This window comes from Rhizobium sp. LjRoot254 (assembly GCF_964254105.1).
In the GTDB taxonomy this organism is placed as follows: domain Bacteria; phylum Pseudomonadota; class Alphaproteobacteria; order Rhizobiales; family Rhizobiaceae; genus Rhizobium_E.
Genome location: NZ_CAXUSM020000001.1, coordinates 1170671 through 1190763, shown reverse-complemented (window position 1 = coordinate 1190763; position 20093 = coordinate 1170671). Strand labels below are relative to the sequence as shown.

Annotated in this window: 23 protein-coding genes and 1 pseudogene; 14 read left to right on the top strand and 10 right to left on the bottom strand. The window is 60.4% G+C overall.

Annotated elements, in window-relative coordinates; all coding sequences use genetic code 11:
- Window positions 1–80: 80 nt before the first annotated feature.
- Both ACSQ26_RS05880 and ACSQ26_RS05875 read left to right on the top strand, forming a co-directional pair.
- Window positions 81–218: pseudogene (locus ACSQ26_RS05880) on the top strand (LacI family DNA-binding transcriptional regulator); the annotation flags it as partial.
- Between the two features lie 39 nt (window positions 219–257).
- Entirely contained in the window at window positions 258–1136 is an 879-nt protein-coding gene (locus tag ACSQ26_RS05875; RefSeq protein WP_436015121.1) for a substrate-binding domain-containing protein, read from the top strand.
- A gap of 78 nt (window positions 1137–1214) precedes the next feature.
- Here ACSQ26_RS05875 and ACSQ26_RS05870 read toward each other — a convergent pair whose 3' ends face one another.
- Window positions 1215–1589: a hypothetical protein gene (locus ACSQ26_RS05870; RefSeq protein ID WP_436007184.1), complete on the bottom strand. Its 375-nt coding sequence runs from the start codon at window positions 1587–1589 to the stop codon at window positions 1215–1217.
- Window positions 1590–1786: 197 nt separating this feature from the next.
- Here ACSQ26_RS05870 and ACSQ26_RS05865 point away from each other — a divergent pair, with 197 nt between their 5' ends.
- Together ACSQ26_RS05865 and ACSQ26_RS05860 are read left to right on the top strand one after the other, a co-directional pair.
- Window positions 1787–3343, top strand: a complete 1557-nt coding sequence (locus ACSQ26_RS05865; protein ID WP_436015119.1) for a helicase HerA-like C-terminal domain-containing protein — start codon at window positions 1787–1789, stop codon at window positions 3341–3343.
- 254 nt (window positions 3344–3597) lie between these two features.
- On the top strand, window positions 3598–5124 hold the full coding sequence (locus tag ACSQ26_RS05860; RefSeq protein WP_436007182.1) for an ABC-F family ATP-binding cassette domain-containing protein: 1527 nt from the start codon (window positions 3598–3600) through the stop codon (window positions 5122–5124).
- Between the two features lie 48 nt (window positions 5125–5172).
- Here ACSQ26_RS05860 and ACSQ26_RS05855 read toward each other — a convergent pair whose 3' ends face one another.
- Both ACSQ26_RS05855 and ACSQ26_RS05850 read right to left on the bottom strand, forming a co-directional pair.
- Entirely contained in the window at window positions 5173–5589 is a 417-nt protein-coding gene (locus ACSQ26_RS05855; protein WP_436007180.1) for a nuclear transport factor 2 family protein, read from the bottom strand.
- A 198-nt stretch (window positions 5590–5787) separates the two neighbouring features.
- Window positions 5788–6231, bottom strand: a complete 444-nt coding sequence (locus tag ACSQ26_RS05850; RefSeq protein ID WP_436007178.1) for an organic hydroperoxide resistance protein — start codon at window positions 6229–6231, stop codon at window positions 5788–5790.
- A gap of 120 nt (window positions 6232–6351) precedes the next feature.
- Between ACSQ26_RS05850 and ACSQ26_RS05845 the strand changes: the two genes are divergently transcribed.
- On the top strand, window positions 6352–6786 hold the full coding sequence (locus tag ACSQ26_RS05845) for a MarR family winged helix-turn-helix transcriptional regulator (RefSeq protein ID WP_436007176.1): 435 nt from the start codon (window positions 6352–6354) through the stop codon (window positions 6784–6786).
- On the opposite strand, the gene ACSQ26_RS05840 is transcribed toward ACSQ26_RS05845, so the two are convergent.
- Window positions 6787–7653 carry a L,D-transpeptidase gene (locus ACSQ26_RS05840; protein ID WP_436007174.1) on the bottom strand — a complete coding sequence of 289 codons (867 nt, stop codon included), beginning with the start codon at window positions 7651–7653 and terminating at the stop codon, window positions 6787–6789.
- Between the two features lie 138 nt (window positions 7654–7791).
- On the opposite strand from ACSQ26_RS05840, the gene ACSQ26_RS05835 reads away from it, so the two are divergent.
- A complete protein-coding gene (locus ACSQ26_RS05835) occupies window positions 7792–9162 on the top strand; it encodes a TIGR03808 family TAT-translocated repetitive protein (RefSeq protein ID WP_436007172.1) in 1371 nt (456 codons plus the stop codon).
- 65 nt (window positions 9163–9227) lie between these two features.
- Entirely contained in the window at window positions 9228–9728 is a 501-nt protein-coding gene (locus ACSQ26_RS05830) for a CreA family protein (RefSeq protein ID WP_436007170.1), read from the top strand.
- Between the two features lie 63 nt (window positions 9729–9791).
- Here the strand turns inward: ACSQ26_RS05830 and ACSQ26_RS05825 are convergent, their stop codons facing one another.
- Entirely contained in the window at window positions 9792–10256 is a 465-nt protein-coding gene (locus tag ACSQ26_RS05825) for a chemotaxis protein CheW (protein WP_258157470.1), read from the bottom strand.
- Window positions 10257–10475: 219 nt separating this feature from the next.
- On the opposite strand from ACSQ26_RS05825, the gene ACSQ26_RS05820 reads away from it, so the two are divergent.
- From ACSQ26_RS05820 to ACSQ26_RS05810, 3 genes are all read left to right on the top strand, one after another.
- Window positions 10476–10622 (top strand): hypothetical protein, encoded by a 147-nt coding sequence (locus ACSQ26_RS05820; RefSeq protein ID WP_436007168.1) that lies wholly within the window; start codon window positions 10476–10478, stop codon window positions 10620–10622.
- Window positions 10623–10790: 168 nt separating this feature from the next.
- Entirely contained in the window at window positions 10791–11360 is a 570-nt protein-coding gene (locus tag ACSQ26_RS05815) for an SCO family protein (protein WP_436015117.1), read from the top strand.
- Window positions 11357–12232 carry a 50S ribosomal protein L11 methyltransferase gene (locus ACSQ26_RS05810; RefSeq protein ID WP_436007166.1) on the top strand — a complete coding sequence of 292 codons (876 nt, stop codon included), beginning with the start codon at window positions 11357–11359 and terminating at the stop codon, window positions 12230–12232. Before ACSQ26_RS05815 ends, ACSQ26_RS05810 begins: the two co-directional genes overlap by 4 nt.
- Here the strand turns inward: ACSQ26_RS05810 and ACSQ26_RS05805 are convergent, their stop codons facing one another.
- Entirely contained in the window at window positions 12233–12559 is a 327-nt protein-coding gene (locus tag ACSQ26_RS05805; protein ID WP_436007164.1) for a type II toxin-antitoxin system RelE/ParE family toxin, read from the bottom strand.
- The gene (locus tag ACSQ26_RS05800; RefSeq protein ID WP_436007162.1) at window positions 12556–12822 is read right to left on the bottom strand and encodes a type II toxin-antitoxin system ParD family antitoxin; all 267 of its coding nucleotides are present in this window, start codon (window positions 12820–12822) and stop codon (window positions 12556–12558) included. The genes ACSQ26_RS05805 and ACSQ26_RS05800 overlap by 4 nt, the downstream gene beginning before the upstream one ends.
- A gap of 480 nt (window positions 12823–13302) precedes the next feature.
- Here ACSQ26_RS05800 and panC point away from each other — a divergent pair, with 480 nt between their 5' ends.
- The gene (gene panC / locus ACSQ26_RS05795) at window positions 13303–14166 is read left to right on the top strand and encodes a pantoate--beta-alanine ligase (RefSeq protein ID WP_436007160.1); all 864 of its coding nucleotides are present in this window, start codon (window positions 13303–13305) and stop codon (window positions 14164–14166) included.
- 33 nt (window positions 14167–14199) lie between these two features.
- Window positions 14200–15030: a 3-methyl-2-oxobutanoate hydroxymethyltransferase gene (gene panB / locus ACSQ26_RS05790; RefSeq protein WP_436007158.1), complete on the top strand. Its 831-nt coding sequence runs from the start codon at window positions 14200–14202 to the stop codon at window positions 15028–15030.
- A gap of 24 nt (window positions 15031–15054) precedes the next feature.
- Here panB and ACSQ26_RS05785 read toward each other — a convergent pair whose 3' ends face one another.
- Window positions 15055–16323, bottom strand: coding sequence for a hypothetical protein (locus ACSQ26_RS05785; protein WP_436007156.1), 1269 nt, complete (start codon window positions 16321–16323; stop codon window positions 15055–15057).
- Window positions 16324–16530: 207 nt separating this feature from the next.
- On the opposite strand from ACSQ26_RS05785, the gene ACSQ26_RS05780 reads away from it, so the two are divergent.
- Both ACSQ26_RS05780 and ACSQ26_RS05775 read left to right on the top strand, forming a co-directional pair.
- Window positions 16531–17244, top strand: a complete 714-nt coding sequence (locus ACSQ26_RS05780) for an AzlC family ABC transporter permease (protein WP_436007154.1) — start codon at window positions 16531–16533, stop codon at window positions 17242–17244.
- Window positions 17241–17543, top strand: coding sequence for an AzlD domain-containing protein (locus ACSQ26_RS05775; RefSeq protein ID WP_436007152.1), 303 nt, complete (start codon window positions 17241–17243; stop codon window positions 17541–17543). The genes ACSQ26_RS05780 and ACSQ26_RS05775 overlap by 4 nt, the downstream gene beginning before the upstream one ends.
- Here ACSQ26_RS05775 and ACSQ26_RS05770 read toward each other — a convergent pair whose 3' ends face one another.
- On the bottom strand, window positions 17544–19376 hold the full coding sequence (locus ACSQ26_RS05770) for an aminopeptidase P family protein (RefSeq protein WP_436007150.1): 1833 nt from the start codon (window positions 19374–19376) through the stop codon (window positions 17544–17546).
- A gap of 295 nt (window positions 19377–19671) precedes the next feature.
- Window positions 19672–20091 (bottom strand): hypothetical protein, encoded by a 420-nt coding sequence (locus tag ACSQ26_RS05765; protein WP_436007148.1) that lies wholly within the window; start codon window positions 20089–20091, stop codon window positions 19672–19674.
- Window positions 20092–20093 lie beyond the last annotated feature (2 nt).

Sequence of the window (20093 nt, the reverse complement as noted above, 5' to 3'; positions counted from 1 at the left end):
TCCAAGTGTAAAATTCACTTTTCCCGATAAAGAGTCAAGAAAAAACTTGGAGCGCTCCAAAAAATGGCTTAACTGGAAGAATGAATCGTCCCAAGATGCCAACCCTCGCCGACGTTGGACGAGTCGCCGGTGTCTCCCGCGGCACGGTCTCCAACGTTTTCAATCATCCCGACCTCGTGCGGTCCGATTTGCGGGAGCGCGTCCAAGCTGCCGCGCGGCAGCTTGGATATGATGGACCCGACCCGCGAGGAAGGGTATTGCGTGATGGCAAATTCAACGCCATCGGCTTCATGCCGCCGGGTGCCTTCGCGATTGCAGAGGTCATCAGGAGCCCATACGGGCGAGAATTGGTGCTTGGCGCGTCGCTTGCATGCGACGAAGCCGGAGCCACATTGAGCTTGGTCAACGGAACCGACGAAACTCGCGCCTCCACCATCAGGGAAGCGCTGGTCGATGGCTTCATCTTGGGCCACAGCATAGACATCGACCTGATCAGATCAGCCCAGCGTCGACGCCTGCCTTTTGTAATTCTCGAAAGCGACGCCGGGCCGGACATCAATTCGATCCGGATCGACGGCAGACACGGCGCCCTGATGGCGGTCCGGCATCTTGCTGCGCTTGGGCATCGGCAATTTGCGATCCTCTCCATCCGTCGCACCCCGGGGCCACCGATCGTCCACCTGCCCGGTAAGGGCGCGCGCGGGATCACTGCGGGCTTCCAGCTCGACCATGAAAGACTTGAAGGCTTTGCCCACGGTCTTCAGGAAATCGGGCAGTCGGTCGACAATGTCCCGATCATCGAGACCACCCCTGGTGATCCTTCCGCGGGGGCCATAGTTTTCGATCGGGTTCCGGAAGCGACGGCGATCATGACGATGTCGGACTGGCAGGCCATTACCGTGCTGGACGAAGCGATCCGGCGCGGGATAAACATCCCCGAGCACGTGTCGGTTGTGGGCTTCGACGGCACTCAGGAATCGGCACGCACCATCCCCCCTCTCACGACCGTGGCACATGACATCGTCGGAAAAGCGCGACTTGCCGCAGCGCTGATATTCGCCAACGATCCCCCAAAGCAAATCGTAATGCCGGTCGAATTGGTGGTTCGGGGCTCGACCGCCCGGCCGCACAACTGAACATTCAGCGACAGCTGGCGCTCTTGCGAATGATGAACTGGCTCAGCATCTCGAGATGGAGGGCGGCGAAGCGCTCGCTCAAATAAACTGCCCGAGCCCCGGAATGCTCGCCACAACCTGATCGACGGTCTCCTCGCCCGCATATTGCTTGGCGACCGCGATCGTCTGCCTTGCGAGCGCGGTGATTTCGCCCATGCCGAGGCCGGCGCCCATCAGTTGCTGGCCGAGGCCCATGATGCCGCCGCCGGCGAGGGCCCCGAGGAAACCGCCGCCGCCATCGCCGGCATGTTCGGAGATCAGTTCGGCGGCACCCGGGATCGCGGCGATCATCTTCTGGACGGCCGCGTCATCGCCTTCCTTTTCGAGAAAGCCGAGCATCATGCCGAGCGCCTTTTCGGCGAGTTCCGGGTCGATGCCGGTGGCGTCAGCGATCTGATTGACGATTTCACTCATATGGGTCTCCATCCGTTGTTCTCTTTTGGGTAGAGAATGCGCGTGACGTTGGCAACCCGAAGCTTCCAAGCCCCGGAAAAAATTGCGGCACACGCGGAGGTAACCACGGTTGTCGGGCGGATATCCTCGCCCTATAAGTCAAGGGTCGCATTCAATGAGGCCTGAGCCGACGAGGCTGAGGTACGGGAGACATGAGCATGCTGGAACAGGGCAAGATCTATATCGGCACCAGCCGCAAGCCGGACGACTCGATCAACAAGCCGGAATATCTGGAGCTGAAATACGGCAACCGCCATGGCCTGATCACCGGCGCCACCGGCACCGGCAAGACGGTGACGCTGCAGATCCTGGCCGAAAGCTTCTCAAATGCCGGCGTGCCCGTCTTCGCCGCCGACGTGAAGGGGGACCTCTCCGGCATCGGCGCCATGGGCGAATTCAAGGACTTTCTCGACAAACGCGCCAAGGAGATCGGGTTCAGCGATTATGAGTTCCAGGAATTCCCGGTGATCTTCTGGGACCTGTTCGGCGAGAAGGGCCATCGGGTCCGTACCACGCTGACCGAAATGGGTCCCCTGCTGCTGTCGCGGCTGATCAATGCCTCGGACGCGCAGGAGGGCGTGATCAACATCGCCTTCAAGATCGCCGACGAAGGTGGGCTGCCGCTGCTCGACCTCAAGGATTTCCAGGCGCTGCTCAACTATATGGGCGAAAATGCCACCGAATTCTCCAACAAGTTCGGCTTCATCTCCAAGGCCTCGGTCGGCTCGATCCAGCGCGAATTGCTGATCCTCGAGCAGCAGGGCGCGACGAAGTTCTTCTCCGAGCCGGCGCTGAAAATCACCGACATCATGCGCACCACCAATGACGGCCGCGGCGCGATCTCGGTGCTTGCCGCCGACAAACTGATGATGAATCCCAGGCTCTATGCGACCTTCCTGCTGTGGCTGCTGTCGGAACTCTTCGAGGAGCTTCCCGAGGTGGGTGATCCGGAAAAGCCGAAGCTGGTCTTCTTCTTCGACGAAGCGCATCTCCTGTTCAACGATGCGCCGCGCGTGCTGGTCGAGCGCGTTGAGCAGGTCGTGAGGCTCATCCGTTCCAAGGGCGTCGGCGTCTATTTCGTCACCCAGAACCCGATGGACGTGCCGCCCACCGTGCTTGCCCAGCTCGGCAACCGCGTGCAGCATGCACTGCGCGCCTATACGCCGAACGAACAGAAGGCGGTGAAGACCGCCGCCGATACGTTCCGGCCCAATCCGGATTTCGATTGCGCTGACGTCATCACCAATCTTGGCACCGGCGAGGCACTGGTCTCGACCATCGAGGCCAAGGGCGCACCGTCGATCGTCCAGCGCACGCTCGTCCGCCCGCCCTCCTCGCGGCTCGGGCCGATCACCGATGCCGAGCGCCAGCAGGTGATGTCGGTGAGCCCGGTCAAGGGCCTCTACGACGAGGATTTCGACCGCGAATCCGCCTTCGAGATTCTGACCAGGAAGGCAGAACAGGCCGCCCAGCAAAGCCAGGCGCCGGCACCGGAGGAGCAGAAGACCACCGGCACGATCGGCGGCTGGACACTGCCGGGCTTCGGCACCGAGGATGCGCCGCAGCCCGAGGTCAAGCAGCAGAAACGCTCGGGCTACCAGCGCGAGACAGTGGTGGAAGCGGCGATGAAATCGGCCGCCCGCTCCGTGGCGACGGCCGTGGGGGCCGCGATCGTGCGCGGCATTCTCGGCAGCCTGACCGGCCGCCGACGCTGAACGGCGGGCGTTGCGCCAAGGCGCGCGCAATGATAGAAACCACGCAGGAAAGGAGCGCTGCGCATGTTGACATTCTCAAGGCACCATCGCCAGCGTGGCCCCGTCCAGGCCCTGCAAATGCGTTTGCAGGGCTGATCAGACATCTCTGGTCTGCCCCTTGTGGCTGCGGCTCGATGTGAGCCGTGATCTTTTCTCCGAGCTTTGCCTTGTGTGCCAGATACGCGGCGGCAGGCTCGACAGTCCAGAGACCTCACATGACACTGATCAACATCCGCAATCTCGGCATCACGCTTGGCATGCCGCTCTTTTCCAGCCTCAATCTCACAATCAATGCCGGCGACCGGATCGGCGTCGTCGCAGCCAATGGCCGTGGCAAGTCCACATTGCTGCGCGCCATCGCCGGCCTGACCGAGTCGACATCCGGCGACATCACCCGCGCTCGTGGCCTGACGCTCGGTTTCGTCGAGCAGAACATGCCTGAGAAACTGGTCAGCGAGCCGTTCTACCGGGCCGTCCAGCTCGCTCTGCCGCATGACCAGGCCGAGCATGAAAGCTGGCGCGTCGATATCGTGCTCGATCAGCTCGGCGTGGCCGAGGAACTGCGCCAAAGGCCGTTGTCTCAACTGAGCGGCGGCTGGCAACGCCTGGCATTGCTGGCGCGGGTCGTCGTCACCGAGCCGGATGTGCTGCTGCTTGACGAGCCCACCAACCATCTCGACCTCGCCAAGATCGCCCAGGTCGAGAATTGGCTCGCCTCGCTGCCGCGCGACATGCCCGTGATGATCGCGAGCCACGACCGCGCCTTTCTTGACGCGGTCACCAACCGAACGCTGTTCCTCCGCGCGGACAGGTCGCCGGTCTTCGCCCTGCCCTACAGCCGCGCGCGCGCCGCGCTCGACGAGGCCGATGCCGCCGACGAGAAGCGCTTCGAGAAGGAAATGAAAACGGCCCAGCAATTGCGCCAGCAGGCCGCCAAGCTCAACAATATCGGCATCAATTCCGGCAGTGATCTGCTGGTGGTTAAAACCAAGCAGCTCAAGGAACGCGCCGAGAAGCTGGAGGCGCAGGCAAAACCTGCCCACAAGGAGCGGTCGGCCGGCGCGATCCGGCTCGCCAATCGCGGCACCCATGCCAAGGTGCTGGTGTCGTTCGAAGATACTGAAGTCACCACGCCGGACGGTACCATGCTTTTCCGCACCGGCAAGCAGGCGATCTGCCAGGGCGACCGCATCGTGCTTCTTGCGCCGAACGGTGCCGGCAAGACGCGGCTCGTCGCCATGCTGAAGGCAGCGATCGAAGCGCCGGACCGGGCCGCGCAGGCGATCAAGGTGACGCCGTCGGTCGTGCTCGGCTACGGCGACCAGGCGCTGGCGGATCTCGATGACGGGGCGACACCCTTTGCGGTGCTGGGCCACCGTTTCGAGCTTGGCGACCAGCGGGCACGCACGCTGCTTGCCGGGGCCGGCATCAATCTCGACATGCAAAGCAAGGCGATCCGCAGCCTCTCAGGCGGTCAGAAGGCGCGGCTCGGCATGCTGGTGCTGAGGCTGACCAACCCGAATTTCTACCTGCTCGACGAGCCGACCAACCATCTCGACATCGAGGGCCAAGAGGCGTTGGAGGACGAGTTGCTGGAGAACGAGGCGAGCTGCGTGCTCGTCTCGCACGACCGCAGCTTCATCCGCACCGTCGGCAACCGCTTCTGGCAGATCGAGCGGAAGAAGCTGGTCGAGGTCGACGACGCGGAGGCCTTCTTCGCGGCGCAGGCAGCGGAAGGCTAGGCTGAAACGATCCGGCGGCGCGTTGCAAACGGCCGCCGGCGTAGGGTTTCACACCGGTATGATACCCATGGTGCCGGCGATCTGGTAGGTATCCGCGAATTGCAGATATTCGACAATCAGGCCATTTTTGAAGGTAATTTTATCCATCATTTCGGCCGGCATCGTCTCACCGGTCTCTTTGTAGGTGACGGTGCCTACCCTGTGCACAAAGGCCGTATCGCCATCGACGTGAATGCTGACATTGCGCAAACCGCTGAGGTCCCAAGCATCGATGAGTATCTTTGCCGCTGCCTTCACCTTTTCCGGCGTATCATTGACCTTCGTCAAATCGCCGAGCCTGTCCGTTCCAACAACACGAAACGTGCACGACTGATCTGTACAAGCCAAGGTCTGATCGACACTCTGCGTGTCGCGGGCTGCAAAAAGTCTCGATACCAGGCCTTCGATTTCTTCTCTGCTGCTCATAGTCGCTCCCCCTCTGACTGGGCAAATCTGCGCGCAAAGCTTGGGTGTTGCAACCGGAATCTTGCGATGGCCGTCTCGCCTGTCGCGGGCTGGAAACTAATCCGGCGGCACGTCTTGGACGGCCGCCGGAGGTCCCCGCTCGCATTCAACGAATCAGATCATAGAGTCGGCAATCGAATTCCGCTTCCCCCAAATGGGTTAGGCCGCTTCTGCCGTTGTCTGGGCGAGCGTCACCTGCACCTCGGTCGAGGTGCGCATGGCGTGGCTGTAGGGGCAGACGATGTGGGCCTTGGCGACCAGGTCTTCAGCCACGGCACGCTCTACACCGGGGATATCAGCGGTCAGCGAGACTTCGATGCCGAAGCCGCCACCGTCTTCGCGCGGCCCGAGACCGACATTGGCGGTGACCGTGGTCTCAGGGGAAAGCTTCACCTTGGCCTGGCCGGCGACGAATTTCAGTGCGCCGAGGAAGCAGGCCGAATAGCCGGCTGCGAAAAGCTGTTCGGGATTGGTGCCGGGGGCGCCATCACCGCCGAGTTCCTTCGGCGAGGTCAGCGTGACACTGAGATTTCCGTCATTCGATTTGGACGAGCCGACGCGGCCGCCGGTGGAGGTTGCGTTGGTGCGATAGAGGATAGGCATGGGAGGGTCTCCTTTCGTGTTGACAGCATTTGTATTTCACACAATTATATTTGACACAATATTATTTTACAAATTTTTTCTCCGAGCTATAATGCGCTTCAGGATTTCAGGGACAAGACGATGACCACGAACGCCCTTGCGCTCGACAACCAGCTTTGCTTCGCGATCTATTCGGCCTCGCATGCCTTCACCAAGGTCTACAAGCCGCTGCTCGCGGAGATGGACGTGACCTATCCGCAATATCTCGTGCTGCTCTTCCTGTGGGAGAAGCGGGAGGCGCGGGTGACCGACATCTGCGCGGCACTCGGGCTGGATACCGGCACGCTCTCGCCGCTGCTCAAGCGGCTGGAAAAGACCGGTTACATCAAGCGGGAACGCAGCATGGAAGACGAACGGCAGGTGGTCGTGGTGCTGACGCCGCTTGGGCAATCCAGGCGAAAGGTCGCCGAAGGCATTCTGCAGGAGATCGGCAAGGCGATCGGCTGTTCGTTCGAGGAAGCCGCGGTCCTGACCAACAGCATCAAGGATCTGAAGCGGAAGCTGTCGGCCGCGTGATCAACGCACGATGATCTCGGCGCCGTTTTCGACCCTGTTATAGAGATCGATCACATCCTGATTGAACATCCGGATGCAGCCGGATGACACCTGCTTGCCGACCGACTTCCAGTCCGGCGTGCCATGGACGCGATAGAGCGTGTCCTGGCCGTCCTGGAAGATATAGAGAGCGCGGGCGCCCAGCGGATTGTTGGTGCCGCCGACCAGCCCGCCATAGGAGGCCGAGAACATCTTCATGTCGGGGCGATCGGCGACGTAGTTCTCGGATGGTGTCCAGCGCGGCCAGGTCTTCTTGAACTTGATCGTGCCCCTGCCCTTCCAGGCATAACCCATCCGGCCGATACCGACGCCGTAGCGGATGGCGCGGTGGCCTTCCAGCACGAGATAGAGATGACGCGACTTCGTATCGACCACGACAGTGCCGGGAACTTCGATGCCGTTATAGGACACTTCACGCCTGAGATATTGCCCCGGCACGTCGCTGACCGGGATGGCCGGTAGCCAGTGCCCGGCATCGTCGAGCTTGCCATAGACATTTGCCGGCCGCGGCACGGTATTGGTGGTGAACGGATCGGGCTTCATCCGGGTGTCGGTGGGCACCTCGGCCAGCGGAAATTCGGCTTGCACATCCCCGGTCAACGCCGTCGTGGATGTCTCCTCGACATCGCCTTCGTACCATACGATACGGCGTTTTTTGCTCGGCGGCGGACGGTCCCAGACCGGTCGTGTCTGTTGCACGAAGCGGTCTGGATTGACGGTGCTCGAGTCGTAGATATCGAGGTCGTTGACGCTGTTGATCACGCATCCCGAGAGCAGCATGGGCGCTGCGAGCAAGGATATCAGGCTGAGGGCAGTGCGCGTCTTCATGGCGGAAGTCCCGTTTTCCTAGTCTTCGTCATGGCATAAAGGTCTGGCGCGGGGCTTGCGGACGTTAACGAATGGCAAACGACAATCTGTGCCAATCTGATACAAAATTCGTGGCACGGCGCTTGCAACGCGCGTTTCATGACAAGCACCGCACTCACCAGACGCTCCCTGCTCGCAGGCCTCTTGGCCGCTCCTTCGCTCGGCTACGCGGCACCGAAGGCGTTGCTTTCCAACGCTGATTTCCGTGGCGGGCTTGACGCGTCGCAATTCGGCGTCCGGCCGGGCGATCTCGACCGGGGCGCCAAGGCGTTCAACCGGATGCTCAAGGAGGCCGCGAGCCGCAACCTTCCCGTCTTCCTGCCGCCCGGCCGCTATCAGGTCAGCAACATCGAACTGCCTGAAAATATTCAGATAATGGGCGTTCCCGGCGCGACCCGGCTGATCTATTCCGGCGACGGTTCATTCATCCGTTCAATTGGTGCCAAGCGGGTCACGCTCTCCAATCTGGTGATCGACGGCGCCAATCGCTGGCTGGCGGATGACCAGCCGGGCCTGATGACATTCCAGCAGACCGGCAAGCTTTCGATCGAAAACTGCGAGATCCTCGGCGCCCAGAAGTTCGCCATATGGGCAGAGCGCTGCAAGGGCCACATCAATGACAACGCGATTTCCGGCGCCGCTGAAAGCGCTGTCTTCGCCGTCGAGTGCAATGATTTTTCGATTCGGGACAACGAGGTCAGTGATTGCGGCAATGGCGGCATCCTTGTCCATCGCTGGGCGAAGGGTTTTGACGGCACAATTGTCACCGGCAATCGCGTCTCGCGCATCCGCGCCAATGCCGGCGGCACCGGCGAATGCGGCAATGGCATCAACGTTTACCGCGCCGATGGCGTGCAGATCGCCAACAACTATGTGACCGACTGCGCCTTCACCGCGATCCGCTCGAATGCGGGTTCGAACGTGCAGATCACATCCAACCAGTGCCTGAGGTCGGGCGAGACGGCGATCTATTCGGAATTCGGCTTCGATGGCGCAATGATATCCAGCAATCTCATCGATGGCGCGGCGAACGGCATTCTTTCGGTCAACTTCAACGAAGGCGGCAGGCTGGCGGTCATCAACGGCAACATCATCCGTAACCTCAAGCTCGCCGCGCCCTATGAACAGGACGGCGCCTTCTTCGGCATCGGCATCGAGGCGGAATCGGATGCGGTCGTCTCGGCGAACCTGATCGAGGACGCACCGCGCTGGGGCATGCTGATCGGCTGGGGTCCCTATCTCCGCGACGTCAGCGTGACAGGCAACGTCATCCGCAAGGCGCCGGTCGGCATTGCCGCGACGGTTGTCGAAGGCGCGGGACACGCCGTGATCCGCCAGAACCTGTTCTCTGATATCTCGGAAGCGGCCGTCGCCGGCTATCGCTGGAGCGACAAGGTGACGGACGACCTTACCAAGGCGGGCGCCGAAAGCTTCAGCCACCTCGACGTTGGCGAAAACCGGATTTCTTGACGCGACCGATTGAAACTAGGGGCCGAACTCTCCAATTTCCTCACATCGAAATAGGAGACCGTTTCATGAAGAAGGTCGCTCTTTCCGCGCTTGCGGGCATCGTCTTGTCGCTTGGAGCCGTGTCCGGTCTTGCCGCCGACCGGGTCGGCGAGGTCGGCGTCGACTGGACCGGCAACGATATCGTCATCGACGCCGTGCCCGACCCGAAGGTGCAGGGCGTGACCTGCCATGTCACCTATTTCGACCGCGGCGTCATCGACCGGCTGCGGAAGGGCAACTGGTTCGAGGATCCATCGAATTCCTCCATCGCCTGCCGCCAGACCGGGCCGATCACCATCGGCGACATCGATCTCGACCAGAGCGGCGAGGAAGTGTTCAAGGCCGGCCTGTCGCTGATCTGGAAGAGCCTTCTGGTCCAGCGCATTTACGACAAGAAGAACGATACGCTGATCTACCTCATCCATTCCAGAGAAGTGGTGGATGGCTCGGCCAAGATGGCGATTTCCACCGTGCCGCTCTACAATCAGCAGGTCACCTGGACCGAAGGCAAGCCGGCCGCCGAATAGACGCGCAAAACCCGGCCGCGAGATTGTCGCAGCCAGGCGCTCCGGGAAGAGGATTTACTTGGCTTAAGCGGCCTGCTTGAGCTCGTCGGCGATGACAGTGTCGAGGTTGAGGAAACAGACCATCGAACGCTCGAGCGCCACGATACCGCGGCAGAAGGCGCGCTGGGTTTCCGGAATGATTTCCGGTGCCGGCTGCAGGTCCTCGTTCTTGATCGTCATCATGTCGGACACCTGCTCGACTAGCAGGCCGACCAGCTTGCCGCCGATATCGGTGACGATGATCGCCGAACGCTCCGACGGTTCGGTCATCTTCATGCCGAGACGGCAGGCCATGTCGATGACCGGGATCACCGCGCCGCGCAGGTTGATCAGACCCAGCACGTAGGGCGGCGTGTGCGGCATCGGAGTCACCGGCGCCCAGCCGCGGATTTCGCGGATCGCCATGATGTCGATACAGAACTCCTGGTCACCGAGGTGGAAGGAGACGATTTCGAGCTGCGATGCAGACTGCTTGATATTCATGCTCATTGGAATTCTTCCCAGATGCTGTCGTTGGTGCCGCGATCGCCCGCAGGTGTCCTGATCCTGAAGATTGTCAAATACGCGTTAAGGATTCGCTAAACTTAAGTGCAAACTCTTGGAACACAGGTCGTGTAATCCGCAAATTGTCCGGTCCGAGTTCCCGGGCAACGAGGCCAAAACCAAAGCGCTTTGAAAACCTCGCGGGGATGGAGTATTATCAGCACTATGCAAACGTTATCGCAATCCAGGCTTCCCCTTCTTGCTGCACTTGCCTTTCTGGTGGTGCTGGCCGCAGCTCTCGCGGGCTGGAGCATGTTCGGGACGTCAATCCTCTTCACCTATGCCGAAAACGGTCTCGCCTGGTGCTTCTGACGCGCGCTTCTTTCGGCGGATTGTCGCAGCCGGCCCAGCACAGGCCATTTTGATCTCGCCGGCATTTGCCTGATATGCGGGCCGCATGTAAGAGGTCGGTCCGACCGGTGAACCGAGACCCTTGAAATGAGAACTTTCCGCATCGTCATATCGATACTGGCCGTCATCATGGCGGCTTTGTTTTTCTGGCTCTGGAATACCGTCGGCAATCAATCGACGCTGATCGCCGAAAAGCCGTGGGGCGTGCCCTTCACGCTGACCAGCCAGGACGGCCAGCCGATCACGGAAAAGGCCTTCCGGAACGGCAAGCCGACGGCGCTGTTCTTCGGTTTCACCAACTGCCCCGAGATTTGCCCGACCACGGTCTATGAACTCACCGGCTGGATGAAGGAAGTGGATCCCGACAAATCGAAGATGCAGGCTTACTTCATCTCGATCGATCCCCGGCGCGACACGCCTGAAGTGCTCAACAAATACCTTTCCAACGCGACCGACCGGATCACTGGAATTTCCGGCGATCCCGCGAAGGTCGAGGCCATGGCCCGCGGCTTCAAGGTCTCGTTCCAGAAAGTGCCCACCGATGCCAAGAATCCGGATGGACCGGAATACACGATGAACCATTCCGCGTCCGTGTTTCTGCTTGACGGAGAGGGCCGCTTCATCGGCACGATCGATTACAAGGAGAGCCCCGATGTCGCCGTCCAGAAGCTCAAGAACCTGATAGCGAGATCCTCGTGAGTGAAATCCGCCTCTTTGTCTCGACCACCGAAGCCATGGCCGAACAAGTGATGCACGCGTTGTCGGACCTCTTCGGCGAAGAGGACTACGCGATCGCCACGCAGGAGATGGACGAATCCAAGGGTATCTGGGAGGCCTCGATCTACGGCCCGGCGGAACAGGAACCGGAAATCGCCGGCCGCTTCGGCGGCCTGGTCGAGAAAAGCTTCCCCGCGCTCAAGGTCGAGCGGGAGGTCCTGCCCGATATCGACTGGATCGCCAAATCGCTGGAAGGGCTGAAGCCCGTCCGCGCCGGCCGGTTCCTCGTCCATGGCAGCCATGACCGCGACAAAGTCCGCGCCAACGATATCGGCATATTGATCGAGGCCGGCCAGGCCTTCGGCACCGGCCATCACGGTACGACAGCCGGCTGCCTCAACATGATCGGCGATGTGCTGAAGTCACGCAGAGTCAGCAACGCGCTTGACCTTGGGACAGGTTCCGGCGTGCTGGCGATCGCCACCCGGCTGATGTCGAGAATCCCTGTCGTCGCCACCGATATCGATCCGGTCGCCACGCGGGTCGCCACTCAGAATGCCCGCCTCAACGGCGTGAACGATGGCATCCATCTCGCCACCGCGCCGGGCTTTCATCACGCGATCTTCCGCGAGCATGGTCCTTTCGATCTCATTATCGCCAACATCCTGGCGCGCCCGCTGATGAAACTCGCGCCCGATCTGGTGCGCCACCTCTCGGATGACGGCACGGTGATCCTCTCCGGCATTCTCGCCGGGCAGCGCTGGAAGGTCATATCGGCCTACAACGGCGCCGGCCTCAAGCACCGCCGCACGACCTGGATGAATGGCTGGGTGACGATCGAACTGGTGCGGTAGTCAACCCTGCTTCGACCTGTAAAGAGATCTGAGAAGCCGTTCATAGTCACGACCGCCGTAGAATATGTGGCCGATGCGCACGATGTCACCGCTAACCTCAAAGACAATCAAAACCCTGCGTTCGAAGCCGACTACTCGAAGCCCGTGCCGAATATCATCGCGTTGCGTACCCCGCTCCGGAAATTGCGAAAAGCCCTCGCAATAGACCTTGATGCGTGTGACGTAGTTCAGCGCCAGCAACGGGCTCTTCTCGCGGTCACGAATATATTCGTAGAGACCTTCGAGATCGGCGATCGCCTTCTTGCGGAAGACAACCTTGTAAATCATCCGGGCTTCTTGCCGGTGTCGCGCGCATAGAGTTCGTGCACGCCGCGAAGTGCGGCCTCGATGGGAATATCGTCCGAACCGTCGTCAAAAGACTCGTTGATGTTGGTCTTCAAGGCCCCGAATTCGTCGGTTCCGATCTCTTCGAACCCGGCAAGCAGCGTCAATCCCGCCTCGATCACATCGGCAGCGCTCTCATAACGGCCGGAATCCATCTGCTGCTTGATGATCGCTTCGAAATGCTCGCTTAGCTTTATCTCGCCCATGATCGGATCTCCATCGACTTAGAAATAACAACGGATGGAAAAATCGCAAATAAAAAAGGCGGCGCCGGGAGGAGGATGGCGCCGCCTTTGATCAGCAAGGCTGACCGGTCCTCGAAGAGCTGGGAGGAGGAGTGCTCTTCAAGGACGATATCATGTTTCAAATCCCGACGGCTGGGAGGAGGAGTGCCGATCGCGACCTATGCGAAACATGAAACTTTCATTCTCTGGCGATCCGATCTCTCGTTCGCCGTTGGTATTCTAAATAGGTCAACCGACCTGACTTAACCAGTGGAATGTCAGCATGGGAGCTATGCGCCAGATGCATGATTTTACCAGTTGGTCAATTTCTCGCCATTTGAGATAATAATTGGGCAGAGATCATTCAAGGCGGCCTGCCTCGGGGCGCCCGGATATTGTTATTTTGCATTGCAATATGTAAGAGTCGTGTCGATTGCTGTCCGGGAGGAGCGAGGAGGACGAATGCAAATCATTTCAACGGTTTCGGGCCTGCGCGCAGCGCTCGCTCCGGCGAAGCGCGCCGGCCGGAAAGTCGGGCTCGTGCCGACGATGGGCTATCTGCATGAGGGCCATATGACGCTGGTGGCCCGCGCACGCGCCGAGAACGATATCGTCGTCACCTCCATCTTCGTCAATCCACTGCAATTCGGTGCCAACGAGGATCTCGCCAAGTATCCTCGCGATCTCGCCCGCGACAGCGCGATGCTGGAACAAGGCGGCGTAGATTTCATCTTCGCCCCCTCGGTCGAGGACATGTATCCGCACAAGATCGAAACCGTTGTCGATGTTCCCTCGCTCGGGCGGCAACTCGAGGGGGAGGTCCGGCCCGGCCATTTCGCGGGCGTCTGCACCGTGGTGACCAAGCTGTTCAACATCGTCGGCGCCGAGCGCGCCTATTTCGGCGAGAAAGACTACCAGCAGCTCCAGATTATCCGCCAGATGGCGGAAGACCTCAACCAGCCGGTCGAGGTGGTCGGCGTGCCGACGGTACGCGATCACGACGGTCTCGCCCTCTCCTCCCGCAATGTTTACCTGACGCCCGACGAACGCCGAGCCGCGGCTATCGTGCCCAAAGCGCTGGACGAAGCTCAACGCCTGATCGACGCCGGCCTGCGTGATCCCACGCAACTGGAGGCGCAGATTACTGATTTCATCGCGGCAGAGCCCCTCGCCCAGCCCGAGGTCGTGGCGTTGCGAGATCCGCAAACGCTGGAAAAGCTCGAGACGATCGAGACCGGCGCATTGCTGCTGCTTTTTGTGCGTTTCGGAACAACCAAGCTTCTTGATAACCGCATACTGACTGTCCACATGCGCCAGACGGCTTGAAAGCGCGTCAGACGTCGAGAATCGGAGAATGCCATGAGTGCCCAAACCAATATCAAGCGCCGGACTGCGGCCTCGATCCAGGCGCTGAAGGGCGAACGCCCGGTCGTCTGTCTCACAGCCTATACCGCGCCGATCGCCAAACTGCTCGACCCGCATTGCGACCTGCTTCTCGTCGGCGACAGCATGGGCGTGGTCATCTACGGCTTCGAATCGAGCGTCTATGTGACGATGGAAATGATGATCGCTCATGGCCAGGCGGTGATGCGCGGCACCAGGGAAGCCTGCGTCGTTGTCGACATGCCCTTCGGCTCGTATCAGGAATCCAAGGAGCAGGCGTTCCGCGGTGCCGCGCGCATCATGAAGGAATCCGGCTGCTCCGCGATCAAGCTCGAGGGCGGCGAGGAAATGGCTGAAACCGTGCATTTCCTCAGCCAGCGCGGCATCCCGGTCATGGGTCATGTCGGGCTGATGCCGCAGCAGGTCAATGCGACCGGCGGCTACCGCTCGCTCGGCCGCTCGGACGAGGAAGCTGCAAAAATCCGCCGCGACGCCAAGGCGATCGACGATGCCGGCGCCTTCTCGATCGTCATCGAAGGCACGATCGAGCCTCTGGCACGTGAAATCTCCGCCGGCATCAGGGCCGTCACCATCGGCATCGGCGCATCCGCCGCCTGCGATGGGCAGGTGCTGGTGACCGACGACATGCTCGGCATCTTCACCGATTTCAAGCCGCGCTTCGTCAAGCACTTCGCCAATCTGGCACCGCAGATTTCCAGGGCGGCCGAGGATTATGCTGCCGAGGTCAATGCCCGGACCTTCCCGGCGGACGAGCACACCTACCAGATGAAACGGCAGAAGCTCTGAGCGACCGCCGCATCGTTTCTGAAATCAGACGAACAGGAAGTCCTTCGCATCGAGCTCGGCAAGCGCGCTGCCTTGGATGACCAACCGGTCGTGATGACCGGTTTCGATGATGACATTTCCACCGGTTTCGCGCATCAGAGGCTTGAGGTCGTCGAAATCATCGATGCCATTGATGTCGATCTGGATCAGATCCTCGCCGTCGGTGAAATCCGTGATCCGATCGACACCGGAACCGGTGAAGCCGAAGGTATCGATGCCGGCGCCGCCGGTCAGCCAATCGTTGCCGCCGAGACCTAGCAGCAGATCATTGCCGCCGAGGCCTGAAAGGCGGTTGCGCCCGGAATTGCCGTAGATCGCATTGTCGCCGTCGTTGCCCGTCCCGTTGATCCATGCGCCGCCATCGAGGATGAGCTGTTCGAAATTCGTGTCCAGCACAAAGCTGACGGTGGCATGCACGTAGTCGGTGCCTTCGCCGACATTCTCATGCAGATCGAGGCTGCTTCTATCGACGATATAGGTGTCATCGCCGCGCCCGCCATTGATGGCGCCCTTGACCCAGCCGCCGTCATTGACGAACACATCCGTACCATCGCCAAGCCGGACCTCGCCGATGATATCGCCCTTGTTGGTCACGACATCGTCGCCGAAATTGGCGAATATGGCGATGTCGCCCTGGATGACGCCCTTGTTGGTCAGCCACTGGACGTCGCCGGCGGATGAATTGAGGAAGACCGCGGCCCAGTTGCCATCGGCCTGGAAAACTTCGCCCTTGTTGAGCATGCCGCTATCATCGCCCTTGAGCTCGACACTCCAGCCGTGCTCTCCCTGGATGAAGCCGTCGCGCCCATTGATCACGGTCGCGTCTTCCCCGGTCACGAAGATGCCGGAATGCGCGCCTGCAATGATCCCAGTATTCTCGATGAACGCGTTATCGCCCGTGCCCGCTACGCCGAATTCGCCGGCGATCTTGCCGTGATTGACCAGAGTGAACCGATCCGCGTTGAACGCGACGCCGGCCTCCAAGCCGAAAATGTTGCCGGTGCGGCCCACGACCATCACATTGTCCAGCGAGAGCGCTTCCTGCCCTGCCCGGCCGATCAGCACGCCATCCCCATGGAGGCCGTTGACAAGTCCGTCGATGATGAATGTCCGGTCGAGCGCCGGGGTGGAAGCGTCAATCGCCGTTACATCGACAGTGATGTCGGCGCGCTTCTTGACGATCCAGGTATCTCCGGCGGTCGAGGCGACGATCACCTGATCCCGGTATCCACTGAAAGAAAATGTATCGTTCATATCAGGTTCTCCCGTACGAGATTTTGCGCATCGCATTATGCAATCTGCGGATGATTTATCATCGATCGGAGGTGCCTGCTTCTTAATCAAAAATTTACCTTAATATCTCCAAGTTGAACTATCAGCGTAATTGATCACTCATTCAAAAAAACGCGGTTGTGTGATGAGCGGTTTTTGCTAGATTCCCGGAAAATCCAGGAACTCCCGATGAACCGCGAAGAAATCTGGGCCGGCATGCGCGCGGCCGTACCGACACTATTGTCTTCCCTGCCCTTCGGCGTTCTGCTTGGCGCTGTCTCGGCCAATATGGGCCTGTCGCTGGCCGAGATCGTGATGATGAACATGACGATCTATGCCGGCGCAAGCCAGCTTGTCGGGCTCGAACTGTTCAAGCACAATGTCGCGCCGTGGCTGGTCGTGGCCTCGATCTTTGCCGTCAATTTCCGCCATATCCTTTATTCGGCGGCTATTACCAAACACATCGATCATTTCTCCTTTGGACAGAAGGCCCTTGCATTCTTCCTGCTCGTCGATCCGCAATTTGCCGAAAGCGTCAAGCGCTCGGAGAGCTGCAAGAAGCTGACCATGACCTGGTACCTGGCCTTCGGCCTGACCTTCTACGCCGTCTGGCAGATAACCTGTGTTCTGGGCGCGGTCTTCGGCAAGCTGGTCGGCGACCCGCGCGCCCTTGGCCTCGACGTGCTGCTCACCGTCTATTTCCTCGGCCTGGTGCTCGGCTTCCGCGCCAAGGACAAGTGGCTGCCGACGGTGATCGCAAGTGCCGTCGCATCGACCACAGCCTGGCATTTCGTCGGCTCGCCCTGGCATGTCTCGATCGGCGCGCTCGCCGGCATCGTGGTCGCCGCCGGCCTGCCGCTTGGCCCGGCGCCCGAACGACTGCCCAGCCCGGAAGCCGCATGATGGATATCACCTTCACGCTCACCATTCTCGCGGCAGCGCTCGCCACCTATGCTACGCGCACGGCGGGCTATGTGCTGATCAAATCGATGGACACGATACCGCCACGCATGGAGGCCGCGCTTAACGCCGTACCCGCAGCAGTGCTGGCGGCACTCGTAGCACCGTCATTCGTCTATGGCGGCATCGACGTCACGATCACCATGATCGTGGCACTGCTGATCGGCCTCCGCGCGCCCTCGCTCGTCATGCTCGGCTGCGCCTGGGCCTTCCTGGTGGCATTCCGGCATTTCGTGATGTGATCATGCCAGCGGCGCTGTCGCCCGCTTGAGCCAGGTCCTAACCTCGGCATCGTCGATCAGCGGCAGCAATTTGTCGCGCGTTTCGGCGTGGTAGTCGTTGAGCCAGCGGAGTTCCTCATCATTGAGCAAGGCGGTGAGGATCAGTCGCCGGTCGATCGGGCAATATGTCAGCGTCTCGAAACCGAGCATCGGCCGGTCGCCGCCTTCGATCATCTCGGCTTCCTCGACATAGACGAGGTTCTCGATGCGGATGCCGAAGCTGCCGGGGCGGTAGTAGCCCGGTTCGTTGGAGAGGATCATGCCCGGCAGCAATTCCTGCATGGCGGCGCGGGATATGCGCTGCGGCCCCTCATGCACCGAGAGATAGGAGCCAACGCCATGCCCGGTTCCGTGGCCGTAATCGGCGCCGGATTTCCACAGCGCGATACGGGCGAGCGGATCGAGATCGACGCCGCGCGTCCCCTTGGGAAAGCGCGCGAGCGAAATCGCGATCATGCCCTTGAGCACCAGGGTGAAGAAGCGCTTCTGCTCGTCGGGCACCTCGCCGATCGCCACCGTCCGGGTGATGTCTGTCGTGCCGTTGATATATTGGCCGCCTGAATCGACCAGGAACATCTCGCCCGGCCTGAAACGGCGGTTGGTCGCGGTTGTCACGCGGTAATGGATAATGGCGGCATTCTCGCCTGCGCCCGAGATCGTGTCGAATGACACATCCTTGAGCGGGTTCTGCATGCGCTCGCCGACGCGGATGCGGGCGGCCTCCAGAGCCTTGACCGCCTCGACCTCGGCGATTGTCGCGGGGTCCTGACTGTCGAGCCAATGGAGATATTCGACCATCGCCGCGCCATCCTGCAGATGCGCCTTGGCGGAACCTTCCAGTTCGGTCCGGTTCTTGGTGGCGCGCGGGATCTTGACCGGATCGTCGCCGGAGATCACCTTGCCGCCAGCTTCCTCGATCAGCCCGGAGAGCACGTAAGGCGCCAGATCCGGATCGAGCAGGATCGCGCCGTCATCCGATGCCGCGATCTTCAGCCGGCCGATAAAGTCCGACGGCGGCACCTGTTCGGCCATCTGCCCGAGATAGGCGCGTTGCTCGATGCCGGTCTTCTTCTCGTCGAGGAAAATCTCGGCGCGCCCATCGGCATGGATGATCGCGCGGGCCAGCGGATGCGGCGTATGCGGCACGTCGGCGCCGCGGATATTGAACGCCCAGGCGACCGACGAGGGGTCGGTGAGCACCACGGACGTGGCACCGGCAGCGGGCAGGCCCTCGGCAATGGTCTTGATCTTGTCGGTCGCTAAGACACCCGCCTGGGCATCATACTGGATTGTAACCTTGCCCATTGGTTCAGCCGGCCGATCGGCCCAGATCTCATCGAGCGGATTGGATGCGAGGAAGACGACGCTGCCGTTCTTCGGGGCCAGCGCCTTCTGCAGCTTCGCAACCTCCGCGCTGGTATGCAGCCACGGATCGATGCCGAGCCGGAAACCATCGGGCGCATGTGCCGCAAGCCACTTGGGCGGTGGCTCGCCGATCAGATCGCCACCAATAAAGACATTACCATCGACCTGCTCCTTGAGCTGGGTCGTGTAGCGCCCATCGACGAAAACCACCGCCTGGTCGGCCATGACAAGCACGACGCCAGCCGATCCCGTGAAGCCGGTGAGCCAGGACATGCGTTCGGCCGATGCCGGCACATATTCGCCCTGATATTCATCGGCGCGCGGCACGAGGAAGCCGTCGATCCCGAGATCAGTCATTTTCTCGCGCAGTTTCGCGACACGTTCGCCGCCGAATTGCGGCTCGGCGGTGGTTTCGAAGGACTGGAACATGAGGCACTCCGGGGAATGGAAACTGATTCCTATGTCTACCCCTCGTCTTCGGGAAATAGAAGCCGGAGGCCGACATCATATTGGGCAGCGCAAACGCTATTGATCGTCGTCCTCATCAAACTCTGGAACACCGTCTGCAAACCACATCTCTTCATATATGTGGGCTTTCAGAACATCCTCATTCCACCGATAGAGGTAGCCGTCTCGCTCCATGAAGCCTGCATCATGAAACAGTTCGGCAATATTGACCTGATCCCCTCTAGGTCTGAAATACAGAGGCGCTAGCATGTTCCGATTATAAATAAATTTCGAAATACGCGCCGACTAGATCTTCGAGCGACAGCTCTGACCATGCCTGCTTGCTGACAACAAAATCGGCTATGTCTTCATAACTAATCAGAAACTTCGACACATGCGAAGGACGCCCCTTAAAGGGACCGCTGCCGTTAGTGGGACGCTCGGTCAACCCAATCCGCGGAAGAAGATTGCTTATGTGTTCGCTAGGAGACGAATAGCAATGGCTAAAGAGATCGCCCACAGCCGGTAAAATCGTTTGCCTCAGCTCTTTCAATTCTATGATGATTGTTCCCTCTTCTATAAAATCCGGCAAGGGTGTTTTGGGCAACATTAGCTCAAAGCCAACGCGATATGCATGAAGAACGATGGCCTTGACCAGCCCGACATAGAGGCGCTGAAACTCGGGGGCAGTGTCCATAC